The 25,908-nt window shown below is 65.0% G+C and carries 23 protein-coding genes; 12 read left to right on the forward strand and 11 right to left on the reverse strand.

Annotated elements, in window-relative coordinates; genetic code table 11:
• Window positions 1-5 precede the first annotated feature (5 nt).
• From AC1DGC_RS17730 to AC1DGC_RS17745, 4 genes are all read left to right on the forward strand, one after another.
• Entirely contained in the window at window positions 6-248 is a 243-nt protein-coding gene (locus AC1DGC_RS17730; RefSeq protein WP_478048484.1) for a hypothetical protein, read from the forward strand.
• A gap of 5 nt (window positions 249-253) precedes the next feature.
• Window positions 254-547 (forward strand): DUF5681 domain-containing protein, encoded by a 294-nt coding sequence (locus tag AC1DGC_RS17735; protein WP_478048485.1) that lies wholly within the window; start codon window positions 254-256, stop codon window positions 545-547.
• A 406-nt stretch (window positions 548-953) separates the two neighbouring features.
• The gene (locus AC1DGC_RS17740; protein WP_478048531.1) at window positions 954-1,682 is read left to right on the forward strand and encodes a HipA family kinase; all 729 of its coding nucleotides are present in this window, start codon (window positions 954-956) and stop codon (window positions 1,680-1,682) included.
• Window positions 1,669-2,544 carry a hypothetical protein gene (locus AC1DGC_RS17745; RefSeq protein ID WP_478048486.1) on the forward strand — a complete coding sequence of 292 codons (876 nt, stop codon included), beginning with the start codon at window positions 1,669-1,671 and terminating at the stop codon, window positions 2,542-2,544. Before AC1DGC_RS17740 ends, AC1DGC_RS17745 begins: the two co-directional genes overlap by 14 nt.
• Before the next feature lie 1,264 nt (window positions 2,545-3,808).
• On the opposite strand, the gene AC1DGC_RS17750 is transcribed toward AC1DGC_RS17745, so the two are convergent.
• A complete protein-coding gene (locus AC1DGC_RS17750) occupies window positions 3,809-4,390 on the reverse strand; it encodes a hypothetical protein (protein WP_478048487.1) in 582 nt (193 codons plus the stop codon).
• Window positions 4,391-5,326: 936 nt separating this feature from the next.
• Between AC1DGC_RS17750 and AC1DGC_RS17755 the strand changes: the two genes are divergently transcribed.
• On the forward strand, window positions 5,327-5,941 hold the full coding sequence (locus tag AC1DGC_RS17755; RefSeq protein ID WP_478048488.1) for a hypothetical protein: 615 nt from the start codon (window positions 5,327-5,329) through the stop codon (window positions 5,939-5,941).
• Window positions 5,942-5,980: 39 nt separating this feature from the next.
• Here AC1DGC_RS17755 and AC1DGC_RS17760 read toward each other — a convergent pair whose 3' ends face one another.
• Window positions 5,981-6,910, reverse strand: a complete 930-nt coding sequence (locus AC1DGC_RS17760; RefSeq protein WP_478048489.1) for a tyrosine-type recombinase/integrase — start codon at window positions 6,908-6,910, stop codon at window positions 5,981-5,983.
• Between the two features lie 198 nt (window positions 6,911-7,108).
• Window positions 7,109-7,480, reverse strand: a complete 372-nt coding sequence (locus tag AC1DGC_RS17765; RefSeq protein ID WP_259209771.1) for a hypothetical protein — start codon at window positions 7,478-7,480, stop codon at window positions 7,109-7,111.
• A gap of 137 nt (window positions 7,481-7,617) precedes the next feature.
• On the opposite strand from AC1DGC_RS17765, the gene AC1DGC_RS17770 reads away from it, so the two are divergent.
• Window positions 7,618-7,989 carry a response regulator gene (locus AC1DGC_RS17770; protein ID WP_478048490.1) on the forward strand — a complete coding sequence of 124 codons (372 nt, stop codon included), beginning with the start codon at window positions 7,618-7,620 and terminating at the stop codon, window positions 7,987-7,989.
• Between the two features lie 95 nt (window positions 7,990-8,084).
• Here the strand turns inward: AC1DGC_RS17770 and AC1DGC_RS17775 are convergent, their stop codons facing one another.
• The 3 genes from AC1DGC_RS17775 to AC1DGC_RS17785 all read right to left on the reverse strand — a co-directional run bounded on the left by AC1DGC_RS17775 (window position 8,085) and on the right by AC1DGC_RS17785 (window position 13,489).
• Window positions 8,085-11,432, reverse strand: a complete 3,348-nt coding sequence (locus tag AC1DGC_RS17775) for an autotransporter outer membrane beta-barrel domain-containing protein (protein ID WP_478048491.1) — start codon at window positions 11,430-11,432, stop codon at window positions 8,085-8,087.
• A 679-nt stretch (window positions 11,433-12,111) separates the two neighbouring features.
• Window positions 12,112-13,089: a DUF2268 domain-containing putative Zn-dependent protease gene (locus tag AC1DGC_RS17780; protein WP_478048492.1), complete on the reverse strand. Its 978-nt coding sequence runs from the start codon at window positions 13,087-13,089 to the stop codon at window positions 12,112-12,114.
• A 55-nt stretch (window positions 13,090-13,144) separates the two neighbouring features.
• A complete protein-coding gene (locus tag AC1DGC_RS17785) occupies window positions 13,145-13,489 on the reverse strand; it encodes a winged helix-turn-helix transcriptional regulator (RefSeq protein WP_394164204.1) in 345 nt (114 codons plus the stop codon).
• An 87-nt stretch (window positions 13,490-13,576) separates the two neighbouring features.
• Between AC1DGC_RS17785 and AC1DGC_RS17790 the strand changes: the two genes are divergently transcribed.
• Both AC1DGC_RS17790 and AC1DGC_RS17795 read left to right on the forward strand, forming a co-directional pair.
• Window positions 13,577-13,903, forward strand: coding sequence for a nuclear transport factor 2 family protein (locus tag AC1DGC_RS17790; protein WP_394164205.1), 327 nt, complete (start codon window positions 13,577-13,579; stop codon window positions 13,901-13,903).
• Window positions 13,904-14,048: 145 nt separating this feature from the next.
• Window positions 14,049-15,122, forward strand: a complete 1,074-nt coding sequence (locus tag AC1DGC_RS17795; protein WP_478048493.1) for an alpha/beta hydrolase — start codon at window positions 14,049-14,051, stop codon at window positions 15,120-15,122.
• A gap of 16 nt (window positions 15,123-15,138) precedes the next feature.
• Here AC1DGC_RS17795 and AC1DGC_RS17800 read toward each other — a convergent pair whose 3' ends face one another.
• Window positions 15,139-15,324 carry a hypothetical protein gene (locus tag AC1DGC_RS17800; protein WP_478048494.1) on the reverse strand — a complete coding sequence of 62 codons (186 nt, stop codon included), beginning with the start codon at window positions 15,322-15,324 and terminating at the stop codon, window positions 15,139-15,141.
• Between the two features lie 195 nt (window positions 15,325-15,519).
• On the opposite strand from AC1DGC_RS17800, the gene AC1DGC_RS17805 reads away from it, so the two are divergent.
• Entirely contained in the window at window positions 15,520-16,170 is a 651-nt protein-coding gene (locus AC1DGC_RS17805) for a hypothetical protein (RefSeq protein WP_478048495.1), read from the forward strand.
• A 6-nt stretch (window positions 16,171-16,176) separates the two neighbouring features.
• Here the strand turns inward: AC1DGC_RS17805 and AC1DGC_RS17810 are convergent, their stop codons facing one another.
• The 3 genes from AC1DGC_RS17810 to AC1DGC_RS17820 all read right to left on the reverse strand — a co-directional run bounded on the left by AC1DGC_RS17810 (window position 16,177) and on the right by AC1DGC_RS17820 (window position 19,950).
• Window positions 16,177-16,530: a hypothetical protein gene (locus tag AC1DGC_RS17810; protein ID WP_478048496.1), complete on the reverse strand. Its 354-nt coding sequence runs from the start codon at window positions 16,528-16,530 to the stop codon at window positions 16,177-16,179.
• 101 nt (window positions 16,531-16,631) lie between these two features.
• The gene (locus AC1DGC_RS17815; protein ID WP_478048497.1) at window positions 16,632-18,419 is read right to left on the reverse strand and encodes a putative bifunctional diguanylate cyclase/phosphodiesterase; all 1,788 of its coding nucleotides are present in this window, start codon (window positions 18,417-18,419) and stop codon (window positions 16,632-16,634) included.
• A 142-nt stretch (window positions 18,420-18,561) separates the two neighbouring features.
• On the reverse strand, window positions 18,562-19,950 hold the full coding sequence (locus tag AC1DGC_RS17820; protein ID WP_478048498.1) for an aminotransferase-like domain-containing protein: 1,389 nt from the start codon (window positions 19,948-19,950) through the stop codon (window positions 18,562-18,564).
• Window positions 19,951-20,066: 116 nt separating this feature from the next.
• Between AC1DGC_RS17820 and AC1DGC_RS17825 the strand changes: the two genes are divergently transcribed.
• Window positions 20,067-20,930, forward strand: a complete 864-nt coding sequence (locus AC1DGC_RS17825) for a DMT family transporter (protein ID WP_478048499.1) — start codon at window positions 20,067-20,069, stop codon at window positions 20,928-20,930.
• 10 nt (window positions 20,931-20,940) lie between these two features.
• Here AC1DGC_RS17825 and AC1DGC_RS17830 read toward each other — a convergent pair whose 3' ends face one another.
• The gene (locus AC1DGC_RS17830) at window positions 20,941-21,231 is read right to left on the reverse strand and encodes a putative quinol monooxygenase (RefSeq protein ID WP_259209750.1); all 291 of its coding nucleotides are present in this window, start codon (window positions 21,229-21,231) and stop codon (window positions 20,941-20,943) included.
• A gap of 248 nt (window positions 21,232-21,479) precedes the next feature.
• On the opposite strand from AC1DGC_RS17830, the gene AC1DGC_RS17835 reads away from it, so the two are divergent.
• Window positions 21,480-22,958, forward strand: coding sequence for a SulP family inorganic anion transporter (locus tag AC1DGC_RS17835; protein WP_478048500.1), 1,479 nt, complete (start codon window positions 21,480-21,482; stop codon window positions 22,956-22,958).
• A gap of 264 nt (window positions 22,959-23,222) precedes the next feature.
• Entirely contained in the window at window positions 23,223-25,829 is a 2,607-nt protein-coding gene (locus AC1DGC_RS17840) for a methyl-accepting chemotaxis protein (RefSeq protein ID WP_449335511.1), read from the forward strand.
• Window positions 25,830-25,908: the final 79 nt, after the last annotated feature.

Below are 25,908 nucleotides of genomic sequence, written 5' to 3' on the forward strand. Positions count from 1 at the left end.
GGGGCATGCAGGAGAAGTCGAAGGCTGCAGGATCTGGTGAGGCGCTGAGCCCTGCGGCAGTGCGAGGAATCGCTGCTGTGTTGCTTCAAGCCAATGCAGGAAGGCGGGTTCACTTCGGAGGGCTTGACCTCACCGAGATGGCGGGCAATTACCTCCAAAGGCACGTTCAAGCGGTTGGGTTCGACGCCGCAGACAAGACGTTCCGCAAGCAGGGGTTTGCATTGGTAACAGATGAAAACAATAGGTGAGAGCTATGCCATTCGTTCCAGGGCAATCGGGCAACCCCAGCGGGCGGCCCAAGGTGGATTTCGAGGTCCGGGAGCTGGCCCGGGGACACGGCCGAGAGGCTATTGAGCGCCTGGTGGAGATCATGCGGGGGGACAACCTTTCCCTCGCCCGGGCGGCCTGTGAGGCGCTACTGGATCGCGGCTTCGGGAAGCCGGTGCAGTCGGTAGGGGTCGACCCTGACTCCGTGCCCATCCAGAAGATCACGGTGCAGCTTGTGGCTATGACCGCAGACGCCGAGCAGGAGGGCGACCGTGGCTGACGACCGAGAGCCAATCTCTACTGTAGATACGGATAGCTCTGTGGAGCCTTGGGACGGGGTCACCTACGTGATCTATGCCGCCGAACGCCAGTGCCTGCCCGAGGACTTCGAGGGGCGCTTGGAAGTGGCACGGCAAGCCATAGGAGAACCCTGGCGGGCCTTCGACCTCCACGACCCTGCCTGTCCAAAGGTCCAGGGTGGGGGCTGCGCCTGCGGCCTTGTGAGCATCTTCACGAACGACCGTTGGGTCGCCTATGTGGACATGTTTCATTGCCTCCAAGCGCTACACCCGCTGCATTAACCACCCCCACCCAAATTGAACGCAGGACTCTTGTGCTGTTAGCCTGACAGGCACCAACTTGAGGGAGAGGCGTCAATGACGCTGCTTACAGGGACGTTGATGTCTATGCTGTCTGTGGCTAGCCGGGGGGGATCCAGGCCCGTCAGGTGCAACGTCAGCACCCCCGAAGGCATGCTGCAGGCATTTGTAAAACCGAGCCAGAACGACGATAGAGTCTTGGCTGAGGTGATCGCCTCGATGGTTGGAATCAAGCTTGGCTTGCCCGTTGCCACGCCCATTGTCGTCAAGGTCTCGGATGCATCTCTGGGCCTTGCTCCTGGTTTTCACTTCGGCAGCGTCGCACTGCCTTACCCAGATCTGGCTCAGGCTGTTCAAATGAAGGGGCCGCAGGCCCAGCTAAGAATGAAGAAATGGCCTCATGTGCTGGATGCTGCGTGCTTTGATGAGTGGATAGCCAACAGCGATAGGCATCCTGGGAACATCATCTTTGATGGGCGCGGCAAGTACTGGCTGATTGACCATGATCGGGCGATGCTTGACCAAGTGGCGAGTGATGCATTGAATCAATTCAACAGGTTGTTTGAGCTCTTGATGAAAGGTGCTACAGACGTTGTCGTCGGGAAACTTCAGCCTAAAACCGAAGCCGTAATGGCGAGCTACGAAGTGGCCCAGCTCGATGACGTAATCGCGGAATGCGCCAGCCTATTCGCGGCGTCAAACGTGGGCCACTACGAGCGGTTCCTAACGTCCAGACAGGCTCAACTTGTCCGGCTTGGGAGAGTGAGGACCGGGCAGGATGCCAAGCAGGGGAGGATTTTTGATGATCATTTTTGATGACCCACGACGTTTTCCCACAGTCCCGACTCAGTCCTTCAACTGGGGAGCATTGATGATCGAGCCAATGCAAGGAAGTGGTGAGCGATTCGTCTGCGCAGTAGCCGCCACGGGGGCGGGTGATTTTTGTGTGCTGCCAACCGCCGCCGAAAGGGTCTTGCACTGCATGTATGGCGATTCTGCGCCCAGTATGATCGGTTTGATTGAGGTCGCTATAAAGGCAATGCAAGACCATTTGGCGGATGGTGCATCACTGGCGGAGTGGGAAGGTCCGTTCGCCGGCTGCTTCATGGGAGAAGTACGAAATACTTTGGCGGTAGACGCAAAGCAGGCCGCTTTTCTGGGGGCGCAGTTGGTCGCGAGCTTGATGGGTCAATCCGTTCCTCACGTTGCTGTCGCAACTGGTGGCGAGCGACAGAGGCTTGACCTGGATGCTTGGGTTGCCCAGATCAGGGAGCAGGTCGTTGCGCATGCTCCCAGCTGGCGGAGCCGATTCAATCGGGAAGTGAAGGTGGTGGATGGCGCACTGCCAACAAAGGTGGGGTACATAGGCGAGCGAATGTCAGCCAGTTTCGAAATTCTTGACTCGACAAACATCACCCATAAGCGCCAACGAGCAAAATCCCGCCTTCTGGACCTTCAGAACCTCCGCGATCACGACAAAATGTTCCCTAAGGAAAGCTACGAGTTGTTGCTATGGCTGCCTTCCTATGCCGGAGGTGGCACGAGGAAAGGAGCGGATGCTTCGGAGGCCGTGCTGCTTGAGCTTAAGGACTTCGGTGGCCGCCACAAGATTGAGGTTGTCGGTGTCGACAGCGCGGAATCAGCAGCTGAAAGGATGGTTGCGGCCGAGAACGGCTAGTTATGTGATGGATACAGCCAGGGGAACGACGGGAGAACCGTTCGCAGACGGTTCTGAAACCGTTTATAGCGGCTTGGGGCCGAGTGACGCCACCGTTGCGTCACGCGTTACGTAACGGCGATGACCAGCGTCCCGCGGCGCCGGTGTGGCCCGGGAGTCCCTCAGTCATGAGCACGGAATGATCGGCTCGCGGCTGTGCGTAGCGCACACGCTCCCTTCCTGAATCGTTCAGTTTATTTGTTAAGGTAAGCTTTCACAAAGACTAAGCCCCCGTTACGCACGTGCAATACATGTGTTGCACGAAATTCGTAACGCCGGTAGAGTGACACTCGTTGGAAGAAGGCAAAGAGCAGGCGGTGATGCTTAGTCGATGTTTCAGGCTACATCCGCAGAGGGCCTAGCTGCTAAACGACAAGTAGCTTTGCAATGATTTCCCGGCTTAGCTGAGATGCTCCGACCCCCCTGCCGTGGCGACACGGAAGGCTTGCTAAGGAGATAGCTTCGTCATTGCATCCAACGCGAAACACGGCCCCTTTATGGGGCCTTTTTCGTTTGTTGCGGATTGACACGCCCCACCTGACTGCCTTTGCCACCCCGGATATAGCCGCCGGATACGACGGAGTAGTGAGGCTCAGGCCGATTGAATCGCTCAAGGATGAGGTTGCCAACTTTGAACCTTACCGTCTCAATTCTCGGTTCGGTCTGGTAAAAGACGGTCACCGGCCCAGAGAGACAGTCCGCAACGTGCTGTCGGATCTCAAGCAGGGCTTCGTCATGATCCAGCGTTAGCTGAAAGTGGGCCTTCCATAAGTGCTGAAAGCCAAACCCATGATTGGGCCCATGGTGGATACCATACTTTAGGTAGATCGGACCGGCCGCGAATCGAGGGCCGCGGTGGACGAGGATTTCCGGCAACAGTCCAAACACCTCTGAGCCATTGCTCGGGTGCGGGAGCCTCACATCCTTGTCCAATACCGCTTGATTCACAGCAGCTCCAATTACCCCATGCGCGGGGGCGGCATCCTACCATGAGCCTCGGCAGGGCTGCCCTTGACACAGGCTTCCCTGTCAATAAGTGGTAATCCCTAGACGTCCGTGGTCCTGGCTGCCTATCGCAGGATTTGAGAGAAGTGCGCGTATTCTGCTCCGATGCTCCCGCCCCGCAACTTCACTGGCTTCATGACTGCACCTCGGCCTCAGGGCTGAACAGACCGGCGAGCGACGGCGCGGGTTACGCTGGGGTGAGGGAGGGAGGTGCGAGGCATTACGAGGGCTTGTCCCCGTTGCGGCCGTGGTTCACAGGTAGTCGCGCGGGGAACTCAAGTTCTTCGGGCTTCTTCAGGGACTTCGCGAACAGCTCAATATGATTGGCCAATTCCTTGAGCGCGGAAACCTTTCTTCTGCTTTCCAGACGGTTGGACAGAAAATAGATGCCCATCACCAGGGCGATCATACTTGTGGCCCACGCCAGAGATGCAATGGAGAGCAAGGGCGACACTGCCGCTGACATTGCCCCGACTCCACCAATCCATACGCCGCAAAACGTTGCGATAGCGGGTAGGCCATCGGACTCTGCCGATATGCTCTCTGCTCTGTTCTTGAGCATCACGACGGCCACTTGAAGATTGGCTTCGTCCACCAGCTTGAAGCCGGCTGCGCGGAGAATTCTCTGAGCGTCAGCGCAGTTGCTTAGCCCTGATGCGATGGTGTCGGCTGTGGACCATGGCGAATCCGACGAGGAATGATCTACGCCCTTCAGTGAGCCGTGATACGGCATTGGTAGCTTGGCAATAGCAGTGCATGCTTCGCTCAACTTCTCTGCAAATTTCTTCTCATCTTCGCTCATGGCCATCCTGCCTCGTATTCCTTGAGTTCAGACGATGAGCCACTTGCGCGAGTATGTCTGTAGGGATTTGCCCTATGCTGCGACTTGGGGCCGAGGGCCTGGCCATTCGGGAACCATTAGGGCGCAGGGGGGTAGGGGACTGCGCCAGTCGCAGGATCTGAGCGCCAGATACGTACGATGCGCCCATGCTCCCTCCCGACTTCCGATGGCGATCAGTGGCCAGCCGCCCCGACGGGCTGCCGGACGCGCTGCTCTGTGATGGCGTGGAGGTACTGCGCCTCAGCCAGCGGGTAGACGACCACGTCTGGTGGGTCTGGGTAGACAGACACATCCCCTCCGACAGGCCGAAGGGACGGACATGCACCAGCTACGAACAGGGCGTGGTCGGCTCGGAGCTTTGGGCGATCCGGTACCAGGACCGTCTGCGCCTTGAGGTACAGCAGCAGCGCCGGCTTCGCGACGCACTTAAGAGGCCGGGATAGCTGTATCGATAGTCCGCAATTACGCCAATGGCTTCAAATGCGCCGCGACGCTTGGGGTTCGAGTCCCACAATCAACGCCGGACGACAATGGCATCTGCTTTGGTTAGGCTGCGCGCGACGAACCTCATAAGCGAGTGCGGCCATGAGCGAACACGATAGCCAGGTGCCATTTGAACTCCGGGCCATCAATGCAGGGGCCGTGGGCGAGCTGCTAGGTCTCGCCGGGCGCACCGTCCTAGAAACGGTCGCGTGCAGACCCGACTTCCCCGTGAGGGTGTCCATGCGGCCAGCCACATGGATCGCCGGCGAGGTCCTGGCATGGCGGGAATCTAATCGAGCCGGTCGGCGAGTTCGTCGGCGTCGGCCTGATGGCGAGCGAGTGGGTCTACCTGGGCGGCGCTAGACAGGGCGGCACAGCCCCGCGATAGTGCAGCTTCGCCAAGCGGTCCACTCAATGAGCATCCTCAACGTAATCCTTAGCCGGGACAAGCTGCTGGTCGCGGTCGATACCTTGGCCCAAGACGCGGCGACGGGGGAGCTTTCTACCGGCGCCAAGCTGCTGCTAATCCCCCAACACAACTTGATTCTGGCGACCCGAGGCTCTGCCCAGTTCTTCTTGAGGCTGTACGAGCTAAGCCTCCAGGCTAGTTTCCGCGCGGACTTCACCATGGAACAACTCATGGCAGAGTTCGGCTTGGTCATCGAGAAGTTGTGGCCTGCCTATGAGATGGCGGCGATTCAAGCCGGCATCCCACGCGACGTTCTTCATAGCGAGCTGGTTCTCGGTGGATGGTCACCCAAGAGCGGCAGAATGGTTGCTACCGCCTACGCCAAGAGTGCTAACGCAAAACCAGTCGTCGTGCAGCCTCTAGAGGGCGGCTTAGCTTCGCCAGGAGACCCGCTGAGAGATAGGCCGGCCAACTTCGACCCCGCCTCGGTGCTGGATGCTGGGCGGCTGCAGGCCGCGCACGAGAATGCCCATGTTGGACGTGTGGTGTCGGGCGGCAAGCTGCTCTGTGCCACCCTCACGGCTAGCCAAGCAGTCATATCCGACCTTGGCGATTTGTAACACCGTTCCGTCCAGTGCTCAAAATCCCGCGTCGTAGCTTCAGGTCAGCTTTTTTATGGCGTCGGCCAGATGTTCCGGCGCGAGGTGGGCGTAACGCCTTGTCATCGCCAGAGAGCTGTGCCCCAGCACCTCAGAAACCGTGTGCAGCGATACCCCTGCCTGCACCAGCCAGGACGCGCAGGTGTGCCGCAGATCATGCCACCGAACGTGCTCCAATCCGCAAACCTCCCGGGCCGTCTTCCACGACGCCCGCACCCCGTCATCCGAGATACCCAGCGGCAATCGCTGGGCCACGCTCAGCACCTTCGGGTGCAGTGGCACCAACTGCAGCGTCCGCGTCTTACTGGTCCGATCCAGCCGGAGGAAGCCATCCTTCACGTCGTGATGGGTCAGGCGCAGCAGGTGCCCCCGCCTAATCCCCGTATACGCCGCCAAGCGCACGTAGTCACCCGCTAGTGGGTTAGGGCATGCCCTCGCCAGGGCTTCAACCTGGTCGGTCGTCAGGAACGTCTCGCGCGGTTTCTCAGGCAACAGCGCAATCGCCGCCGGCCTTTCCAACCAACCCCATTCCCGCCATGCCATCCGCGTGATCTGCCTCAGAATCCGGCCCTTGTGGTTTACCGTGGCCGGGGCCTTGCCGATCTCCGCCGCCTTGATCTCGGCCCACACCTGCGACGCTTCCGATAACTTCCTGCCGCTGATATACCGCCTCAGCTTGGAGGCGTGTGCCATGGTCTTCTTCGCCGAGCGAAGCCGGGGCACATGGTCAATCAACCACTTTTCCAGGGCGTGGCCGATCAGGCGCTCAGGTTGCTTCCCGGCGGCCTTGTCCTTGTTCGCCGAGAGGAGCTTGACCTCGTAGGCTTTGGCTTCCTTGAACGTCCAGTGGCGAGAAGTCTTTCTAACCGTTCGTCCACCGAATCCAACGGTAACCTGATAGCTTCCATTGGCTCGCTTTGTGACTGGCATGTTTGCACCTTGCATTTGCCCCACCAGATGTTCAGGTCAGCGGGGTGAATTCGATCCGACTTTGCGCCCTGTCCGAGTCGGTAAGCGGTGAGCGCCCCCGCATCGATGGCTCGCCGCAGGGTTTTGGTCGAGCAGGCTGAGAGTTCCGCTGCCTGCGCCAAGGTCAATAGCTTTACCGTGATGCTCAAGCCCTTCTCCTCAAGTCCGGCTGCGTCGTTTCTCGTATCTGGCGAGCCTTGCAGCAGCTTCAGCTATGCGGGGTGATCCTGGCTCGGTAGCGTAGCCCCTGAGCGGCCCTCGTTTCCACTGGCTGGCTCCATGGATCGCCAGGTAGAGGGATGCTTTCTCGTACAGCTTCTTCCCCATGAAGTTGCGCGGCTCGAGCGAGTACTCGGTGGCTTTTGCGTTGAACTGTGAGGTGCTAACGCCGCAGTAGAAAGCGGCCTCCTCCACGGTCAGCCAGTCTTTGCCTGAGAGATCTGCGCGCGAGAGGCCTAATTGAAATCGGAGGGAAGCTAGTTCGACTTCGAGCGACTTTAATGTAGAGATGAGCCCCGGGCCTTCCGCCATGACTTCGCTCCCAATCTGAAAATTGAAACAAATTGCATTCTTAAGAATACGGCGTAGTGAGACTCTAGCTTATCTGGGGATGTCCCGCGATCAGATGACGCGTGCCCCCGCTTCTATGCAGCCATTAGAGGTTAGCCGTGAGAAGAATCGCGATACTCGAAGGTCATCCAGTTGCTGCCATAGGCCTTAAGGTGCTGATCGACGCGGCCCCGAGTTTGGTCTTATGTGGCGTCCATACCGACGGCAGATCACTTGTCTCGTTCGTGCGTGAGCAGTCTCTGGAAGTGGTCGCAATCGACCTCGAGCTGGGATGTGGACAGCTTCGCACTCTAAAGCTCGTCGCCCAGTTGAGGGCCGTCTGCCCGGGCATGGACATAGTTATTGTGTCCGGCGTGGACGCGGTGACCAGACGAGAGTGTTTCGAGGCCGGGGCTACCGCCGTACTTGATAAATCGGTAGATAGCGCTGAGATACTGGCTCACTTTTTAGGGAGTGGCGAGGTCCACTAGCCCACTCAGGCGCTTGGGTTTCTCCGGAAAATCCAAGGTGGTGATAAGCAAGAAGCCGGCCCGAAGCCGGCTTCCTCCGCAATGCAATTTGAGCCTTACCAACTGTAGCTCATGCCCAACTGCATCTGGACTTGGTGATAGCCGCCTGCCTGCTGCACGCCCAGGCTACCCCAAGCCCTTACTCCATTGGCGAACCTCAGCGACGCACCGCCGCTAAACTCACCACGGGCTCGCGGAATCCGTGCCTCCACCCGCTTCCCGTCCATGCGGACGCCCGGTGCCCTGTGTGCGTACAACCAATGAGCGGCAAGGAATGGCTGCACCTGTGCGGATCCGCCCGTACCGCGGGTGGTGCCTGACACACGTGCGCCGGCGCGGCCGAACAGACCGCTGGCATCGTCGGCGATCACCGATGTGCCGTTGGCTTCCACATGGCGCGCTTGATCCCAGCGGCTGTAGCCCAACTGCAACTGAGGTTCCACGAAGATGCCACCGCTGTCTGCGCCGCCCACGCGCACGGCGTAGCCGGTTTCCAGCGCGCCCTGCCAAGCGCGGCTGCGGTAGTGCTCAGCTGCCAGGCCCACCCCCTCCACACGGTTGCGGAACTGGGCGCGTTGCACCGAACCATCCACGTAGAAGCCGGCGTACGGATCGACGGAACTCCCAGCTCGCCATGTACCGTACAAACCCAGCGCCTCGCCCTTGACCTTGCCGCGGGCGTAATAGCCTGTTAATGCACTAACCGAGGTGCTGCTGGCATTGCCGCTGGCCAGAGTGATGCCAATACTGCTGCCGTTTTCGGTTCGCAGCAGGTCGGTGCCCAAGGTCAGCGCCTGGCGGTTGCCGTTGATAGACAGCTGGTTGGCGCCGTCCTTGTATCCATCTCGCGCACCGTCCACCCGTACCCAGCTGCGTCCGCTATTCTGGCCGTCCAGACGGTAGTGGTAGCCCATGCGGAACATGTCCTGCGCGGCGCGCAGGTTGGCCAAGTAGGCCCCCGCTTCTGGGCGCACCACCTGCGGCGTGGGGCGGTCGCAGTTTTCGTCATGGCCGGCCTCACAAGGGTCCGGCGGCGCCACGCACCCGGTGCCGTTGGGGTTCTCCAGGCACGGGTCCGGTGGGGTGATGCAGCCGGGGGCGTTCGGGTTAGCGCTGCATGGGTCCGGCGGGGGAGTGCAGCCAGGACCGTTGGGATCGGTATCGCACGGGTCCGGCGGCAGCGTGCCCAGTTCCGAACGCAGATACCAGTGGCCGTCGCCCGGAGTCAGCGTGCCGCCCTTGTGCAGGAAGTAGTCATAGCTCCCGGCCACGGCGCGGCCATTGAGGGTATATGCGGCGCCTGAGGTGCCGTCTACTTGGATCAGCAGGATGCCGTTGTCGGTCTGTGCACCCAGCCCATGCACGTTGTTGACCTGCACCGCGGCATTGCCACGGCTGTCGCCGCGGACGTGGAGTCGGTCAATGAAGGAGTCATCGCCCGCCAGCGCACCGTTGAAGATCAGCAAGCCGTTGTCCGCCTCGAAGTCGCCGTTCACGGTCAGCAAGTTGAAGCGCGACGCGCCGGGGGCCGACAGCGCCAGCGTGCTGTTATCCAGCGTCAACTTGTCCACGCTGGAGTCTCCGGTGATGGTCCAGCGGCTGGCGTTCTGCAGGCTGACCTGTTTGACCAGGCTGCTGGCGCCCAGCCAATGCGAGCGGTTGTCCAGGCGCACCCGTACATCGGAGGCCACTGGTACCCCGGCGGCGATGTCCTCCGGCGTTGTCACGATGTCGCCGTCGGCGAACACGTCGCCGTCCAAACTCAGCTCGAATGGGTTGGCGAAGGCGGCATCCACCGCCATCAGCATGCCATTGCCGCCGATCAATCGCGCACCATTGCGTGCGCTCACATTGCGTGCGGTGCGCACCCACAGTGCGCCGTGCCGCTCGCTGATCAGCGAGCCGCCGTTGATGTCCAGGCTGCCATTGGCATTGACCACAGCGGCCCAGGCGTCGTTCCCGCGGGTCCGCACATCAGTTTCGGTCAGCGTCATCACACCGTTACCGCCGCTGAGCACGCCATAACCCTTGGCGCCGTGGGTGTTTATGACGCTATCACGCAGGTTGACGCTGCCCCCCAGCCTAGCCACTGCGCCGATGCTGCCAGCCCCGGTGGTGGTGACGGTCACGCCGCTGGCCTCAAAGATTGGCAGGCCGGTGCCGGCATCCTTAGAGGCATATAAACCGTGGGCAGAAGTGCCGGCGGTGGCGATGGCAACCCCCTCCAGCTCGACCGCGCCTGAGCGGCTGTCGATGGCCACGCCTTGGTTGGAAAGCGTGCTGATGCTGCCGCCGTGCATGATCAAGGACGAGGCGCCGGGCAACCAGATACCAGTACCGACGTTGGTAGCGGTGCTGATGTCCACATCGATCAAGGTGACAACGTTGCCCGTTCCGTTGATGTTGATGCCGTAGCCGCCTCCATTGACCTTGGTGTCAGTGAGGGTGGCCGTGGTGTTGTCCCACAGGAACACGCCTGTGTCGGCGGTGATGCTCCCGCGCTCCACGTTAAGCCTGCCGCCGTCATCCATCGTCACGCCGGTGGAGCTGGCTCCCAGCGCGTGGACTGTGGTGTCCAGCAGCGTGACCGTGCCACTCCCGCCGGCGCCGCGGCCATGTCGGCTGTCCGTGCTCTCAATGGTGCTGCTTCTAAGGGTGATGTTGCTCCCGCTGTCCGCAAAGGCGCCGTAACCGCCGTAGCCAGCAGTGACCAGAGAGACCCCATCTGCGTTGATGGTGCCGCCGGCCCGCGCCACCACTGCATTGCTACTGGAGCCGGATGTCTCCACCCGTGTGCCGGTTAGCGTGGCCGCGGCGTTGTCGATCACCACACCATCGGACTGCTGCCCTTCGGTACTCACACGCCCACCGGTCAGCGTGACCGTGGCGCCATTGCTGGCTTGGATGCCATTGGAGACGGCGCCTCTTGTCTGGAAGATCGCGTTAGTGGCCACCAGTTCCGCCCTATCTATCAGCGCGCCGCGCGCACTGCTACCTTCAGTGCTGACGGTAACCCCGCTCCCGCCGCTGCTGCCCAACGTGATGGTTGCGCCGTCAGTGGCCCACAAGCCCGCTGAACCGTTGCCGGTGGTGCCTACCGTACTGTCGTTGAGCAGAACCTGTCCGCCGCTTTCCGCGCGCACGGCTGCGGAATTGATGCCGGTAGCAGTCAGAGTCAGCGAACCGGTGTGGGTGATGCTGCCGTTGTTCAACGCGTGGAACACATATCCCGCCGCCCCATCGTCAGCGTTATCGTAAGCGCCAGATGCCGCGGTTTCCGCGCTGCCGTCGGCGATTACCGGTGCCAACGCCTGGGCGCTGGCGGAGAGCGCGGTGCAACCCAGGGCAGCAGCAATTGAGACCGACAGCAGGTGAGCATGTAGGGGGCGGGGATAGTGGGACATGTGTCGCGATCTATTCGGGAAAGACGGCGACTTTAGGAACTGTCCCAGCTCCGCGATATGCAATTAGTTGTAAATCACCACTGAAAGCTCTCCATTCATTTTCTCTCCGGTGCCGCCTCCTGCAGAAAGGGCGGCCCTGAAGCCTGAACATGCTCTCATTCACCCTGGGACGGGAATCCTGAGTGCTGCCTTTGTCATGGGGCGGCATCCACATAGTGAGTCGTTTAGTGTGTCATTCCGGACTTGGCAAGCGAAGTTATCCTTATTAATCAGCAGGATGCGGGTATTATGCGGTTGCTGGTGGGCCACCATGAAAAACAGGCACTTAGGCGTTGGCCAGAGTGCCTTTTTTATGCCTTTGGGAAAATGGTTGGAAAAATTCAGCGCTTACGCGATGGTTTCACGGCCGGCAGATCGTTGTCGTAGCGACCGGTGGTGACCCAGTGAGGATCTAACTGGGGAAACCCCGAAGGACAAAGAGAGCGACGTTCCTGCGGAGAATAGGAAACACTCCCTGCCAACGCTTGGTCTGCAGCCTGAGAAGCTCAAGCGCTAGAACGTTTCAGCTGGCCGAAGCAGACTGAAAACAGGTCGGTAAGCGTTGCAATCGCTGATGTCGCGGCACTTCGTAGGTGATCAACGTGCATGGTCGGCGAGTGTCGCCGTGACGCCAGCCTGACTAGCCGGAAAAGTACCCGGAGCGCTCGATCAGCTCATCCACGGCCTCCCTGTCGTCATACCGAAGCTCGAGGAGGTCGGCGACCGCCTTGGCCTTGTCCGGGTGCGCGTCGTAGTAGGCACGGGCGATGCGGTACCCCACGTAATACCCCAGGTCACTGACCCCGAAGCGATTCGCGCTGCTGTTATACAGCCAGTCGCGGTAATCGTTGCCGCGTCGGTCGGCCTGGAACTGCGCCTTGAGTGCATCCTCATGCGCCGGCCCGTACACGTACAGCGGCAGGTCGGGCTTCTTCCCGGTGACCAGCTCCGCCACCAGCTCCGCCGCGCCTTCGCGCAACGCATATTGGGCCAGGGTGTCGCCGGCCTCCACCTGCTGGGTATGGATGTACTCGTGGATGTTGTTCTGGCGGTTGTTGTGGAACGGTTGCGAGGCGTAGAACGTGCGCAGGCGGGTCTGCAGGGGTTCGGGCAGCTCCGACACGTCGACACTGTCATCGCCCAGGGCAAGCTCGGCGCCGATCAGCACCTTGTCGTCCAGGGTGGTGCCGCCGGTGCGCAGCACGCCGATCGCGTAGGTGATGCTGGCCGGACGCAGCGCCGGGTACAGGCGCTTGAGTTTGGCCAGGTCGGCATCGAGGGCGGTGGTGGCGGCCAACGCGCGGCCGGTCAGCGGGCGTATCGAGGCCCAGTAGCGCGGCCAGGCATCGATGGCCGCCACGTACTGCTCGCCGCTGTAGTCGCGCGCCTGCATCAGCGCATGCAGCCCCGGCGTGCCCTTGTCGATATAGAGGGTTTTGATGAGCTGCTGCCTGCGCGCAGGATCGGCCTCGCGGCGGACCGCGTCGTAGGCGATCCAGAAGTTGTCGATGTCGCGGGTATGGACCTGTTGCGCCACGGGGTGACCCGCGCTGGCCAGGCTCAACGGCAACGTACCAGCGATGAGCAACACCAGGAGCAGCCGCTTCCATGCCTTCATGTCGTTCGCCTTGCGGTGGGTATCCCCCGTTGGATGCAGCAAGCACGCGAAAGGTTTAAGCCGGCGCATCCGCCGCAGGGGGCTTCTGCTCCCGCCACAGCAACAGCGCATCCAGTGCCGGGCAGAGCGCCTGCCCCCATGCGGTGAGGCGGTACTCCACCCTGGGTGGCACCTGCGGGTAGACGGTTCGTTCGACGATGCCATCGGCTTCCAGTGCACGCAGCTGCTGGGCGAGCATCTTCTGCGAGATGGCCGGGATGAGCCGCTCAAGGTCGGAGTAGCGCTGGATCTTTCCGTCGAACAGGTGGAACAGGATCAGCAGCTTCCAGCGGCCGTCCAGCACGTCCAGGGCGGCGGCCACGTCCGATGCGGCGGTTTCTGGTGTGTATGCCTTTCTCATGGCGACGGTTACTTACCTTTTCGTGCGTTCTTGTGGGCGGCCCGGGCCGTGTCGAGAATATCGCCAGACCCCTGCGGAGTACGTGTGATGACGCTCGATCTGCCTTTGCCGCTTTCGCGCTACTTTGCGCTCAGTAATGGTGAACCCGGCGTTCGCATCGAGGATTGCTTTGCTGTCGACGCCACGGTCCACGACGAGCGCCAGGACCATCGGGGCGTGGCGGCGATTGCCGCGTGGATGGCGCAGGCACGCGCGCGCTATCAGCATCGTACCGAACCGCTGCAGTGGGAGCGCCGCGACGGCCAGGATGTGGTGACCTCACGGGTGAGTGGCACCTTCCCGGGCAGCCCGGTGGTGCTGACGCACCGGTTCGTCGTGGCCGACGCGCGCATCAGCGGGCTGAAGATCGGTTGACGCACGCACGCATGCATCGATGGCAAGCGTCGGCAATGTCGCGTAGGCGCGGTAACCCAGGCGCACGTGCGCCACGCCGAGGGTGACGAAACCGGGCAGGGTGGATAGACTCCGCCGCTGCCGTCGTACCTCAAGGAAGATCCGCGTGAAGTGTCTGTTCGGTTTCGCCCTGGCTGCCGCCCTTCTGTCCTGCGCGCCCGCACTGCACGCGGCCACGGCCGACGAGGTCGAAGATGCCACCTTCCCGGTGCTGAGTCCGGTGGTGAATGCGCTGATCAATGCCGATGACGCGCAGGATCTGGTCAAGCGCGCCGATGCCATGGAAGACAGCAACGAGCTGCAGGCCCTTGCGCTGTACCTGGCCGCCAGCCGCGAGGACCGCGCGCAACTGCGGGCGCCGTACCAGGTGGCCGCATTGCTGGCCCGGCGTGGCACTGATGAAATGCTGGCGCTGCGCTACCTGCGCGAAGCCGATGAACGCGGCCTGTGGTTTGGTCCGATGCTGGCCGAGGATGCCGATTTCGCCGATCTTCGCCAGACCCCGGCCTTCCAGAGCGTGCTGGACAATGCCCAGCGGCGCTACCGCGAGGTGGCGGCCGGCAGGGTGGGGGCGATCTCGGTACTTCCCCCCTCGCCGGGTGTGGTGGCCGCCGGTGCCTGCCCGCCGGTAGTGGTCTGGCTGCACGGCTATGGCATCAATGGCCACCTGGATGGAAGCGATCAGCCGCTCGCCGATGCCGGCGCGGTGCTGCTGGGCATCAACGGCACTGAAATGATCGATACGTTCGACAGCTTCCGCTGGATCGGCCCGGGCTTCGACGGCACCCATCGGGCGGTGCAGGACGGACTCGACGCGCTGGCCGCACGGCAATGCATCGACCGCAAGCGGATCTACCTGATGGGGTTCTCGCAGGGGTCACAGCACGCCGGTGCGTTGCTGGCCCAGCATCCCCAGGACTACGCCGGGGCACTGCTGGTGTCGCCCGGTGGCAGCCAGGCCACGCCGACGGAGAGCAAGGCGCGCGGCAAGCGCGTGGTGGTGGTCAATGGTCGCGAGGAAGGGCCGCGCAACCTGCGGATGAGTGAGGACTTCCGCAGGTTGTTTGGCGAGGGTAACCAGGTGCGCTCGCGGACCCATGACGGCGGCCACACCTACCCCGAGGACTGGCAGGTGTCGTTCCCGCAGGCGCTGCGCTGGCTGATGGGCGGCGACGGCTGAGCCGGGCCGCGCCGGCTCAGGTCGGTGCAAAACCCCGCGTGGTCTTCTTCTCGTTCTTCTCCGCCTTCTTTTCCTTGGCGGTCTTGGCGGGTTTCTTCTTCTGCTCTTTCTTGCTGTCCATGCCCTTGGCCATTGCGGTGTCTCCGTGGTGATTGCGCGCAGCATGGCACATCCGCAGCCGCCCGGCGGCCTGTCGTCGCATGCCGCTCCTACGCCACGGGAAGAACGCGCCGCCGGTTGTGAAACCAGACCGCATGCCGGCGGGCCGCGTGGTACGGGCCGACCTTCACCCGAACTTCTCACCTGAACACGGACGCTTCATGGCGCCGTTGGCCCGCGGGCAGCGCGGCACGTGACCACATCGCCCTGGGCGGGCGCCACCTTGCAGGGAGTAGACATGGGCTGGATGGATCGGATCAAGGCATCACTGGGATCGCGCAAGGACGTTCCCCCGCAGCGGCTGGACCCGGCGGAGGTCCTGTACTCGATGCCGACCATCGCAGGCGATGCGCTGCAGTTCCGTGCACCCGATCCGACCACGGCCGATGGGGCGCCGCAGTTCCACGAGGACGAGTGGTGCCAGCTGGAATTCTGGCCCGCCGCGGCCCTGCCGCAACTGCAGCGCGCGCTGACCGAGTACAAGGCGTTCGAGTTGGCGCATCGCCTGCCCAATGGTTGGTCGGCGCTGCATGTGCGGCACCTGGACCGACCCGTGCTGGTCCAGGCGCCCGGTGCGGTGCAGCGGCTGGCCGACCAGTTCGCGACGCTGCCGATCGCCGCGCCGATCCTCACCACCTCCGCGCAGGCGTTGGGGCAGGTGGTGGGCGGCTTCGCGATCCATCCGTCCTCGGACGTGCTGCTGCACGGACTGGCCGACGCAGGCGGGGTGCGCGCGCTGGGAGCCACGCTGGACGGCGACGACATGCAGCTCTCGGCGGTGTTCGCCACCTTGCACGCGGCGTTCGGGCTGGTATTGGTCGACTGGCGGCAGCAGTTCGTGCTGACGGCGGTGGAGGCCAACGGCGACTTCAGCGTGTGGCAGGCCTGACCGCCGCTAGCGCAGGGCGGGCTTGTGCGGCATGGGGTCGGCGACGATGAGGTCCGGTGGCGTCGGCGAGGCCACCGGCAACACGTCTTCGCGCGGCGGGATCAGGCCGCGTTGCAGGCGCATGGCGAAGTCGGAGAAGCGTGCGCCGGAGATCGCCTGGCGGTTGCCGCAGTGGGCGCAGGTGAGCACGGCCGAGCCGTGCGCCACGTTGACCAGGCCCGGCGCGCTGGCGGCATTGAGCAGGGTGTGGCAGAGCAGGCATTCGGCGCGCACGAAGCGCAGCCTGCGCAGTACGTGCGGGTCTTGCTTGTCGGCATCGCCGGCGACGTCCAGCAGGTAGAACAGTCCTGTGTTCGGCATTGCATGGCTCCCTGGCTACTGCACGCCGAGCGTAGTCCTGCGTGCGATCAAGGGGCGGTGAATTAATGCGCTGGCGGCGTGAGGAGCGCGCGCCGCGACGATCAGGCGGTGTCTTCGCCCGGGGAGCCGGCCCGGCACGCATCCACCAGCAGGGTGGCCGCGTCGGCCGTCATGGGCCGGGCGAGAAAGTAGCCTTGCGCCTCGTCGCAACCCCACAGGCGCAGCAGCGACAGTTCGGCGTCGGACTCCACGCCCTCGGCCACCGTGCGGTAGCCCAGTTGCCGGGCCAGTTTGATGATGGCCTCCACCTTCAGTCGCGAGGTGCGCGAGCGCGCCAGCCCGGTCACCAGGCTGCGGTCGATCTTGATCAGGGAGATCGGCACTTCGCTCAGGTAGCCGAAGTTGCTGTAGCCGCTGCCGAAATCATCGATGGCGATGCGGATCCCGGCGGTGGCCATCGCGCGCAGTTGCGGCACCGCGCCGGGGTGGCCCTGCAACCATTCGCCCTCGGTGATTTCCACCTCCAGCAGCGACGCGGGCAGGCCATGCGCCTGCAGCCGGGTGGACAGCATCTCCCACAGGCCGGGATCATCGAAGTCGCGCGGCGACAGGTTCAGCGACAGGCCAAAACCGGGGAGCGCGTGCTGCCATAGCGCCAGCTGGGCCAGCGCGTGATCGACCACCCAGCGGCTCAACGCCGGCATCAATGCGGTGCGCTCCAGCACCGGGATGAACTCGCCGGGGCTGACCGGCCCGAGCATGGGATGGACCCAGCGCAGCAGCGCTTCGGCGGCCACCGGCATCCCATCGTGCAGGCTGAAACGCGGTTGGTAGACCAGGCTGAACTGGTGTTGGGCCAGGCCGCGCGCGGCATCGGAGGCGAGACGGTAGCGCCGGCGCAGGCGCGCGTCGCGCTCGTCGGAGTACCAGCACAGGCAGGCATCGGTCTGCACCGCATGCTGCATGGCGACCAGGCATTTGCGGATGAGGTCGTTGGTGTCGGCCGCGACTGCCTTGAAATGGCAGGCACCGGCATGGAACTGCGGCAACATCGGCACGCTGCCGGCCATCAGCGGTCGCCGCATGCGTTCGCGCAACCGATCCAGCAGCGCCTCCACCTGCGTGCGGTCCTGGTCGACCAGGAAGAACGCGAACCGGCTGACGCCAACGTGGTAGACCTGCGCCTGGTCCTGCAGCACGCTCTGCACGCGCAGCGAGGATTGCCGGAGCAGGGCCTCCACCGGTTTCATGCCCAGGGCCTGGCCGGCGTCGTTGGCGCTGTGGGCATCCAGGACGTCCAGCAGCACCGCAGTGAAGTGCCCGTCGCCGGCACGCCGCGCCAGCAGGTCGAGGTCCGCCTGGAACTGCTGGCGGTTGGGCAGGCCGGTGACCTGCTCGCGCCGGCCCATGGACATCTTCAGTTCCATCTGCGCCATCACCACGCGGGCAAGCGTCTGCAGCTGTTGCACTTCCAGCGGCGACAGCACGCGCGGCGCGCGTCCCATCAGGCACAGGGTGCCCAGGGCCAGCCCGGACCTGGTGAGCAGGGGAGCGCCGGCATAGAAGCGCACCTGTTCGGGGCCGACCACCAGCGGATTCTGTGCGAAGCGCGGGTCCTCGCGCAGGTCGGCCACCTGCATCACCTGCGCCGAGCCGATGGCGCACGAGCAGATCGAGGCGTGCCGATCGGTGCCCTCCACGGCGAGGCCGACGCGCGAGATGAAGCGCTGGCTGTCGGCGTCGACGATTGAAATCAGCGCGATGGGCACGTCGAAGGTGAACGCAGCAAGCTCGGTAATCGGATCCAGCGCGCGCCCCAACGCCGGGTCCATCACGTTCAATGCGTCGATCAATGCAACCCGGTCACTATCGCTGCTGCTGTCCCACATGCGCCTTGCCTGCCACCGTTCCTTTCAGGCTACTCTCCCGCGCGGCCTGCGCAATGCCCGTGAAGGTGTGCGCGTGCGGCGAGGATGAAGCATTCACGAGGCGTGGCCGGACGGCCGTTGGTCGCGCAGACAGCGCGCCGCGTCAGCCGCGCATCGCGCGTGCCAGGACCTCGAACACGCGCCTGTCCTGGGCCTGCGCTGCATTGAAACGGAGAAAGCGCGCGGCAGCGAGCGAAGGGCTGAATGCGTTGCCCGGCGCCAGCACGATGCCCTCGGCCAGGCAGCGGCGCGCGATGTTGGCCGCGTCCACCCCATCGGGCAGTTGGCACCACAGCAGCATTCCCGCCTGCGGCACCACCCACGGCCGGATACCGAGCGGCGCCAGTCGTGCCAACGTGGTGTCGCGCGCGCTCGCCAGCCGGGTGCGCACCGCTTCGACGTGTCGCCGGTAGCCGCTGGCGGTCAGCGCGGTGAGCAGGATGTCCGCCGCCAGGCGTCCGCCGCCGAAGCTGGTGGCGATCTTCAGGTCGGCCAGCCCTTCGATCCAGTCGCCACGGGCAACGATGAAGCCACAGCGCACCGACGCGGACAGGGTCTTGGAAAAACTGCCCACCTGGATCACCCGCGACAGGCCGTCGAACGCGGCCAGGCGTGGCGCCGGGGCGTGCTCGAAATCGGCGAACAGGTCATCCTCGATGATCACCAGGTCCGAGCTGTCCGCAGCGCTCAGAAGGCGGTGCGCGGTGACCGGCGAGAGCGTGGCGCCGGTCGGGTTGTGGATGCCCGAGTTGGTGATGTACACCCGCGGCGAGTGGGCCTGCAGCGCGGCGCTGAAGGCCTCCACGTCGGGGCCGGTGGGCGTGTACGGAATGCCCACCACGTTGACCCGGTGCGCCTTGAGCAACGCCAGGAAGTTGAAGTAACACGGATCATCCACCAGGACCGTATCGCCGGGCGACAACAGGAAGCGGCAGATCAGATCGACCGCATGCGATCCCGATTCGGTGAGCATGATCTGTTCCGGTGCCGCATCGATGGCGTACCCGGCCAGGCGCCGGGCGAGCAGCTGGCGCAGCGCAGGCAGGCCGAGCGGGGTTGCGTAGTCGGCCAGTGCGGCGGCATCGGCACGCGCGGCGCTGCGCAGGCCACGGCGGATGCCCTCGACGTACATCCAGTCCTCGGGCAGCCAGCCGCAGCCCGGCTTGAGCATGCCTGGCTCATGCTCCAGGGATTGCCGTGCCAGCCAGAGAGGATCGACCTGCCGGTCGCGCGGCGGATCCATGCCCGCCAGTGCCAGCGGTGCGACCGGACCACTCACGTGGAAGCCGGCACCCGGGCGCGGGCTGATGAGCCCCTCGGCGGTGAGGCGTGCATAGGCTTCGACAACCGTGGACACCGACACCTGCAGGGTCGCTGCCTGGGCGCGCACCGACGGCAGGCGCGTGCCTGGCACATAGCTGCGCGCGGTGATGCGCGCGCGTACCGCCTCCATGACCGTCTCGATGCGGGTGATGCGCTGGGGCCGTGGCATGGGGCGATCCGTGTTGCAGAGGAGGGCATAACAGTTCGGCGGAAGTGTACTGGATTGTGTGTGGGTGCCCTGCCGTCGTGCGTGGTCCACTGGCGGTTCATTCAAGGAACGCAGGCATGGACGACCGGACACAAGGCTGGATCAACGGATTCATTGGCGTGCTGATCTTCGCCGGCTCACTGCCGGCCACGCGCGTGGCGGTCGCCGACCTCGACCCCACGTTCCTGACCGCGGCGCGCGCCAGCATCGCCGCGCTGCTGGGCGCGGCCATGCTGGTGGGCCTGCGTCAGCGGCCGCCCTCGCGGTCCAGCCTGGCCCCGTTACTGGTGGTGGCACTGGGGGTGGTGGTGGGATTCCCGCTGCTGACCGCGCTGGCGCTGCAGCACGTGTCCTCGGCACATTCGATCGTGTTTCTCGGCTTGCTGCCGCTGAGTACGGCAGTGTTCGGCGTGCTGCGCGGTGGCGAGCGCCTGCGTCCGGCGTTCTGGGTGTTCTCGCTGCTGGGCAGCGCGGCGGTGGCCGGCTATGCGCTGCTCGGCGCAGGCCGGGGCTCGCTGCAGGGCGACCTGCTGATGGTCGCCGCCGTGCTGGTCTGCGGGTTGGGCTACGCCGAAGGCGCGCGACTCACGCGCACGTTGGGAGGATGGCAGGTGATCAGCTGGGCGTTGCTGCTGGCGTTGCCCTTGATGGTGCCGCTGCTGTGGTTGCGCTGGCCGCTTGACGTGGCACACGTGGGCACCCAGGCGTGGCTGGGGCTGGGCTATGTGTCGGTGTTCAGCATGCTGATCGGTTTCATGTTCTGGTATCGCGGGTTGGCGCAGGGCGGGATCGCGGCGGTCGGCCAACTGCAGTTGCTGCAGCCCTTCTTCGGGCTGGCGCTGGCCGCCGTGCTGCTGCACGAGCGGGTGAGCATGGGCATGCTGGGGGTGACCCTGTGTGCGGTGGCGTGCGTGGCTGGCGCCAGGCATTTCGCGCGATGAGCCGGCCCGCTCAGATCCCGTGCCCACCCACCGGCACGGTTTCGAACCGTTCGCCGAAACCGGTGATATGCGGCCGGGCCTTGGCGATCGCGGCCTGCACCGCCGGCAATGCCAGCGAGCCGCGATGCGCCTCCTGGCTGTCCCAGACTTCGGTGATCCAGAGTGCGTCGGCGTGGGTGGGGTCGGTGGCCACCACGTAACTGCGGCAACCGGGCATGTCGCGCGTACCGTCCAGCAGGATCGCGAGCACGCTGTCGCGCTGGCCCGGGGCGATCAACATCTTTCCGATCAAACCGTACATGCAGGTACCTGTGGTGGGAGCCGTGAGCCGGCATCGTGCGCGTGCGGCGCCGATACGGTCAACCGGCGCGTTGAGCCAGGCCGGGGGCTGCGTTATCCTGCGCGCCGCCGCCGACCGCCCTGCTGGATTGTGATGACCCCGCCCTGATATCGCGTTGATCACGCACCCGTGCCACTGCCGGGTCCAGGGAGTGTCGTGTCTTCATCACACAGCGCGCCGTGCGCATCGCCGGCGCGCGGAGTCTGCCCATGTCTGTTTCCTATCCGCTGCGCCAGCAATGGCTCGGCAGTATCCGCGGTGACCTGCTGTCCGGCACGGTCGTCGCGCTGGCCCTGATCCCCGAAGCGATCGCCTTTTCGATCATCGCCGGGGTGGACCCCAAGGTGGGGCTGTACGCCTCGTTCTGCATCGCGGTGGTGACCGCGATCGCCGGCGGCCGCCCGGGCATGATCTCGGCCGCGACCGGGGCGATGGCGCTGGTCATGGTCGACCTGGTCAAGGACCACGGCCTGCAGTACCTGCTGGCCGCCACGATCCTGGCCGGCCTGCTGCAGGTACTCGCCGGCGTCCTGAAGCTGGGCGTGCTGATGCGCTTCGTGTCGCGCTCGGTCATCACCGGCTTCGTCAACGCGCTGGCGATCCTGATCTTCCTGGCGCAGATGCCCGAGTTGATCGGCCGGTCCTGGCAGGTGTGGGCGGTGTGCGCCGCCGGGCTGGCGATCATCTACCTGCTGCCGCGGCTCACCCGCGCGGTGCCTTCGCCGCTGGTGGCGATCGTGGTGCTCACCGCGCTGTCGATCGGCCTGCACTGGGACGTGCGCACGGTGGGCGACATGGGCGCGCTGCCGGACAGCCTGCCGGTGTTCCTGTTCCCGGACGTGCCGCTCACCTGGGACACCCTGCGCCTGCTGCTGCCGGTGTCGGCGACGCTGGCGGTGGTGGGCCTGCTGGAGTCGATGATGACCGCGCAGATCGTCGAGGACATGACCGACACTCCCAGCCAGCGCAACCGCGAGTGCGCCGGCCAGGGCCTGGCCAACATCACCGCCGGGCTGTTCGGCGGCATGGGCGGCTGCGCGATGATCGGCCAGTCGGTGATCAACGTGTCCTCCGGCGGGCGCGGGCGGCTGTCCTGCCTGGTGGCCGGGGTGCTGCTGCTGTTGCTGGTGGTCTATGGCGCCGAGTGGGTGCGGCAGATCCCGATGGCGGCGCTGGTGGCAGTGATGGTGATGGTCAGCATCGGCACCTTCCACTGGCGCTCGTTCCAGGAGCTGCGCCAGCACCCGAAGAGCTCTTCGATGGTGATGATCGCCACCGTGGTGGTCACCGTGGCCACGCATGACCTGGCCAAGGGGGTGCTGACCGGGGTCTTGCTGTCGGCGCTGTTCTTCGCGCGCAAGGTCGGGCGGATGCTGCAGGTCGACGATGTCATCGAGGCGGACGGTACCCGCGTTTACACCGTCAGCGGCCAGGTGTTCTTCGCCTCGGCCGGCCAGTTCGCTGCCGGCTTCGACCTGCAGCAGGTGCCGGCGCGGGTGGTGGTGGACCTGGCCCAGGCGCATTTCTGGGACCTCAGCGCGGTGGCGGCGCTGGAACGGGTGCTGGACAAACTGCGCGCGCATGGCGCGCAGGTGGAGGTGCGCGGGCTCAACGCGGCCAGCCGCACCTTGGTCGACCGCGTGGGGCGGCAGCCCGCGGATCCGGCCCCGGCACCCGGGCAACACTGAACAGGGTCAGGAAACGGGACTCAACATCGGCGCCGTGGCGCCGTTATCCAGCTCAATGCCCCGACGTGCGTGTCGGGGCGGTGCTGGGACGGCCATCGGCCGTGCCGGCAGGCGCGCTCGCCGCGCCGTGTCGAAGTGTTGCCGTTTTCCTGCCGGGTCGGGCGTGAGTCGCACCGCGCCGATCCGGACCGCAATGGACTGCGTGAAGCCGTAGTGGCGCTTGATGGCGTCCGCTGAACCGTACTCCTTCCCGGAACCGTCCCCATGTCCGCGTCCCGCACCGCCGCCTCCCCGCGCCCCGGCAGCATCGCCAACCGGCTGATGCTCGGTACCGCGCTGATTGCCATGCTCTGCTTTGGCGTCACCGCCGCCATCAGCTACCGCGAAGCCAGCCAGGCCCTGATAGGTGCCTCGCGGCAGACCATGCAGAGCGAAGCGGATGCCGAATCGCGCCGGGTCGGCGCCGAGCTGGCCACCGCCTTCGCCACCAGCCAGGCGCTCGCCGACAGCCTGGTGGTGCAGCACGCCGCCGGCACGTTGAACCGTGCCGTCGCCGCGCAGGTGGTGGAGCAGCAGCTGCGCTCGCACCCGGAGTGGGTGGGCTTTGGCACGTTGTGGGAACCGCAGGCATTCGATGGCAAGGACAGCGAGTTCGTCGATGCACCGGCGCACGATGCGACCGGCCGCTTCATGAGCTACTGGTCCTGGCAGGACGGCGGCCCCGCGCAGGATCCGCTCAAGGGCTACGACACCCCGGGCGATGGCGACTGGTACCTGCGCCCGCGTGCGCTCAAGCGCCAGACCGTGGCCGAGCCGTACCGCTACGAGATCGCCGGCAAGCCGGTGCTGATGACCACCCTGTCCACGCCGGTGCTGGACAAGGGCGAGTTCCTTGGCGCGGTGACCGTGGACTTCGGCCTGGCGGCGCTGCAGGACCGCCTGGCCGCCCTGCGCCCGATGGGCGAGGGCCGCGTCGAACTGATCTCGCCGGGTGGCATCGTGCTGGCCGCCGCCGATGCCAAGGAAATCGGCAAGCGCCGCGACGATGCGACCACGCGCCAGATCCTGGCCGCGGTGGGGGCGGACAAGCGGTTCGAGGATTTCCAGGTGGATGAGGCCGGCAACGTGAAGGCCTACGTGCCGCTGCGCATCGGTGGCAGCCAGGAGCGCTTCGCGCTGGGCGTGGTGGTGCCGTATGCGCTGATCACCGCGCAGGCACGCGCGCTGCTGTGGATCATCCTGGCCGTCGGCCTGGGCGCGGCGCTGGTGCTCAGTGCCAGTGTGTACGTGCTGCTGCGCCGCCAGGCGATCCGCCCGCTGGCCGATGCGGTACGCCTGTCGGTGGACGTGGCCGAAGGCCGCCTGGATACCGCGCTGCCGTCGCCGCGCAATGACGAAGTGGGGCGCCTGCTTGAATCGATGCAGCGCATGCGCAGCCAGCTCACCTCGGTGATGGCCGCGCAGGGCGAGATGGCCAAGCGGCACGAGGCCGGCGAGCTGAGCTACCGGATGGATGCGCAGGCCTTCCCCGGCGAGTACGGGCGCATGGTCGGCGACACCAACCAGCTGGTCGGCGCCAACATTGCCGTGACCCGCCGCCTGGTCGAGGTAATGCAGCGCTACGCGGTCGGCGACCTGTCCCAGGACATGGACCGCCTGCCGGGCGAGCAGGCAGGCTTCACCGAGGCGATGGACACCACCAAGGCCAACCTGCGTGCGATCAACACGCAGATCCGCGACCTGGCCGGTGCCGCCGCGCTGGGCGACTTCACCCTGCGCGGCGACGTGGTGCGCTTCGACCACGACTTCCGCGGCATGGTGGAAAACCTCAACACCATGATGCAGGTCAGTGACGACAACCTGCAGCAGATCTCCGCGCTGCTGCGCGCCATCGCCGCCGGCGACCTCACCGCGCGCATGCAGGGTGAGTTCCACGGCGTGTTCGCGCGGATGCGCGACGATGCCGATACCACCGTGACCCAGCTGACCGACATCGTCGGCCGCATCCAGCAGGCCACCGCCAGCATCAACCTGGCCGCCGGCGAAATCGCCTCGGGCAACAGCGACCTGTCGCGCCGCACCGAACAGCAGGCCGCCAGCCTGGAAGAAACCGCCGCCTCGATGGAGGAACTCACCTCCACCGTGCGCCAGAACGCCGACCACGCCGTGCAGGCCAACGCGCTGGCCGCCAACGCGGCTGACGTCGCCTCGCGCGGCGGTGACGTGGTGGGCCGGGTGGTGACCACCATGGCCGGCATCGAAGCTTCCTCCAAGCGCATCGCCGAAATCATCTCGGTGATCGACGGCATCGCGTTCCAGACCAACATCCTGGCCCTGAACGCCGCCGTGGAAGCGGCGCGTGCCGGCGAGCAGGGCCGCGGTTTTGCCGTGGTGGCCTCCGAAGTGCGTGCGCTGGCCCAGCGTTCGGCCGGTGCCGCCAAGGAGATCAAGACCCTGATCGACGACTCGGTCGGCCAGGTCACCGAAGGCTCGGCGCTGGTGCAGACCGCCGGCCGCACCATGGAGGACATCGTCAGCGGCGTGCGCCGGGTGAACGACATCATGGCCGAGATCTCGGCGGCCTCGAAGGAACAGTCGGCGGGCATCGAGCAGGTCAACCAGACCATCACCCAGATGGACGAGACCACCCAGCAGAACGCCGCGCTGGTCGAAGAGGCCACGGCCGCCGCGCGCGCGATGGAAGAGCAGGCGCAGCACCTGGGCACTGCGGTGGCGATTTTCCGCACCGAGACCGGTACCGCGTTCGCCGCCGCGCCCGCCGCGCGTGCGCCGGCAAGGCGGGCCAGCGCCGCGCCGCAGGCTGCCGCACGCGAGCCGGCCCTGGCCAGCGAGGACTGGCAGACGTTCTGATCCTGCTGCGCGTCGGATACCGCGACGCGCGCCGCGGCCGCGCGCGGCGGGTTATCGCATGACCGCCCGGGCGGCCGCG

The organism is Stenotrophomonas sp. 05N37, assembly GCF_056397365.1.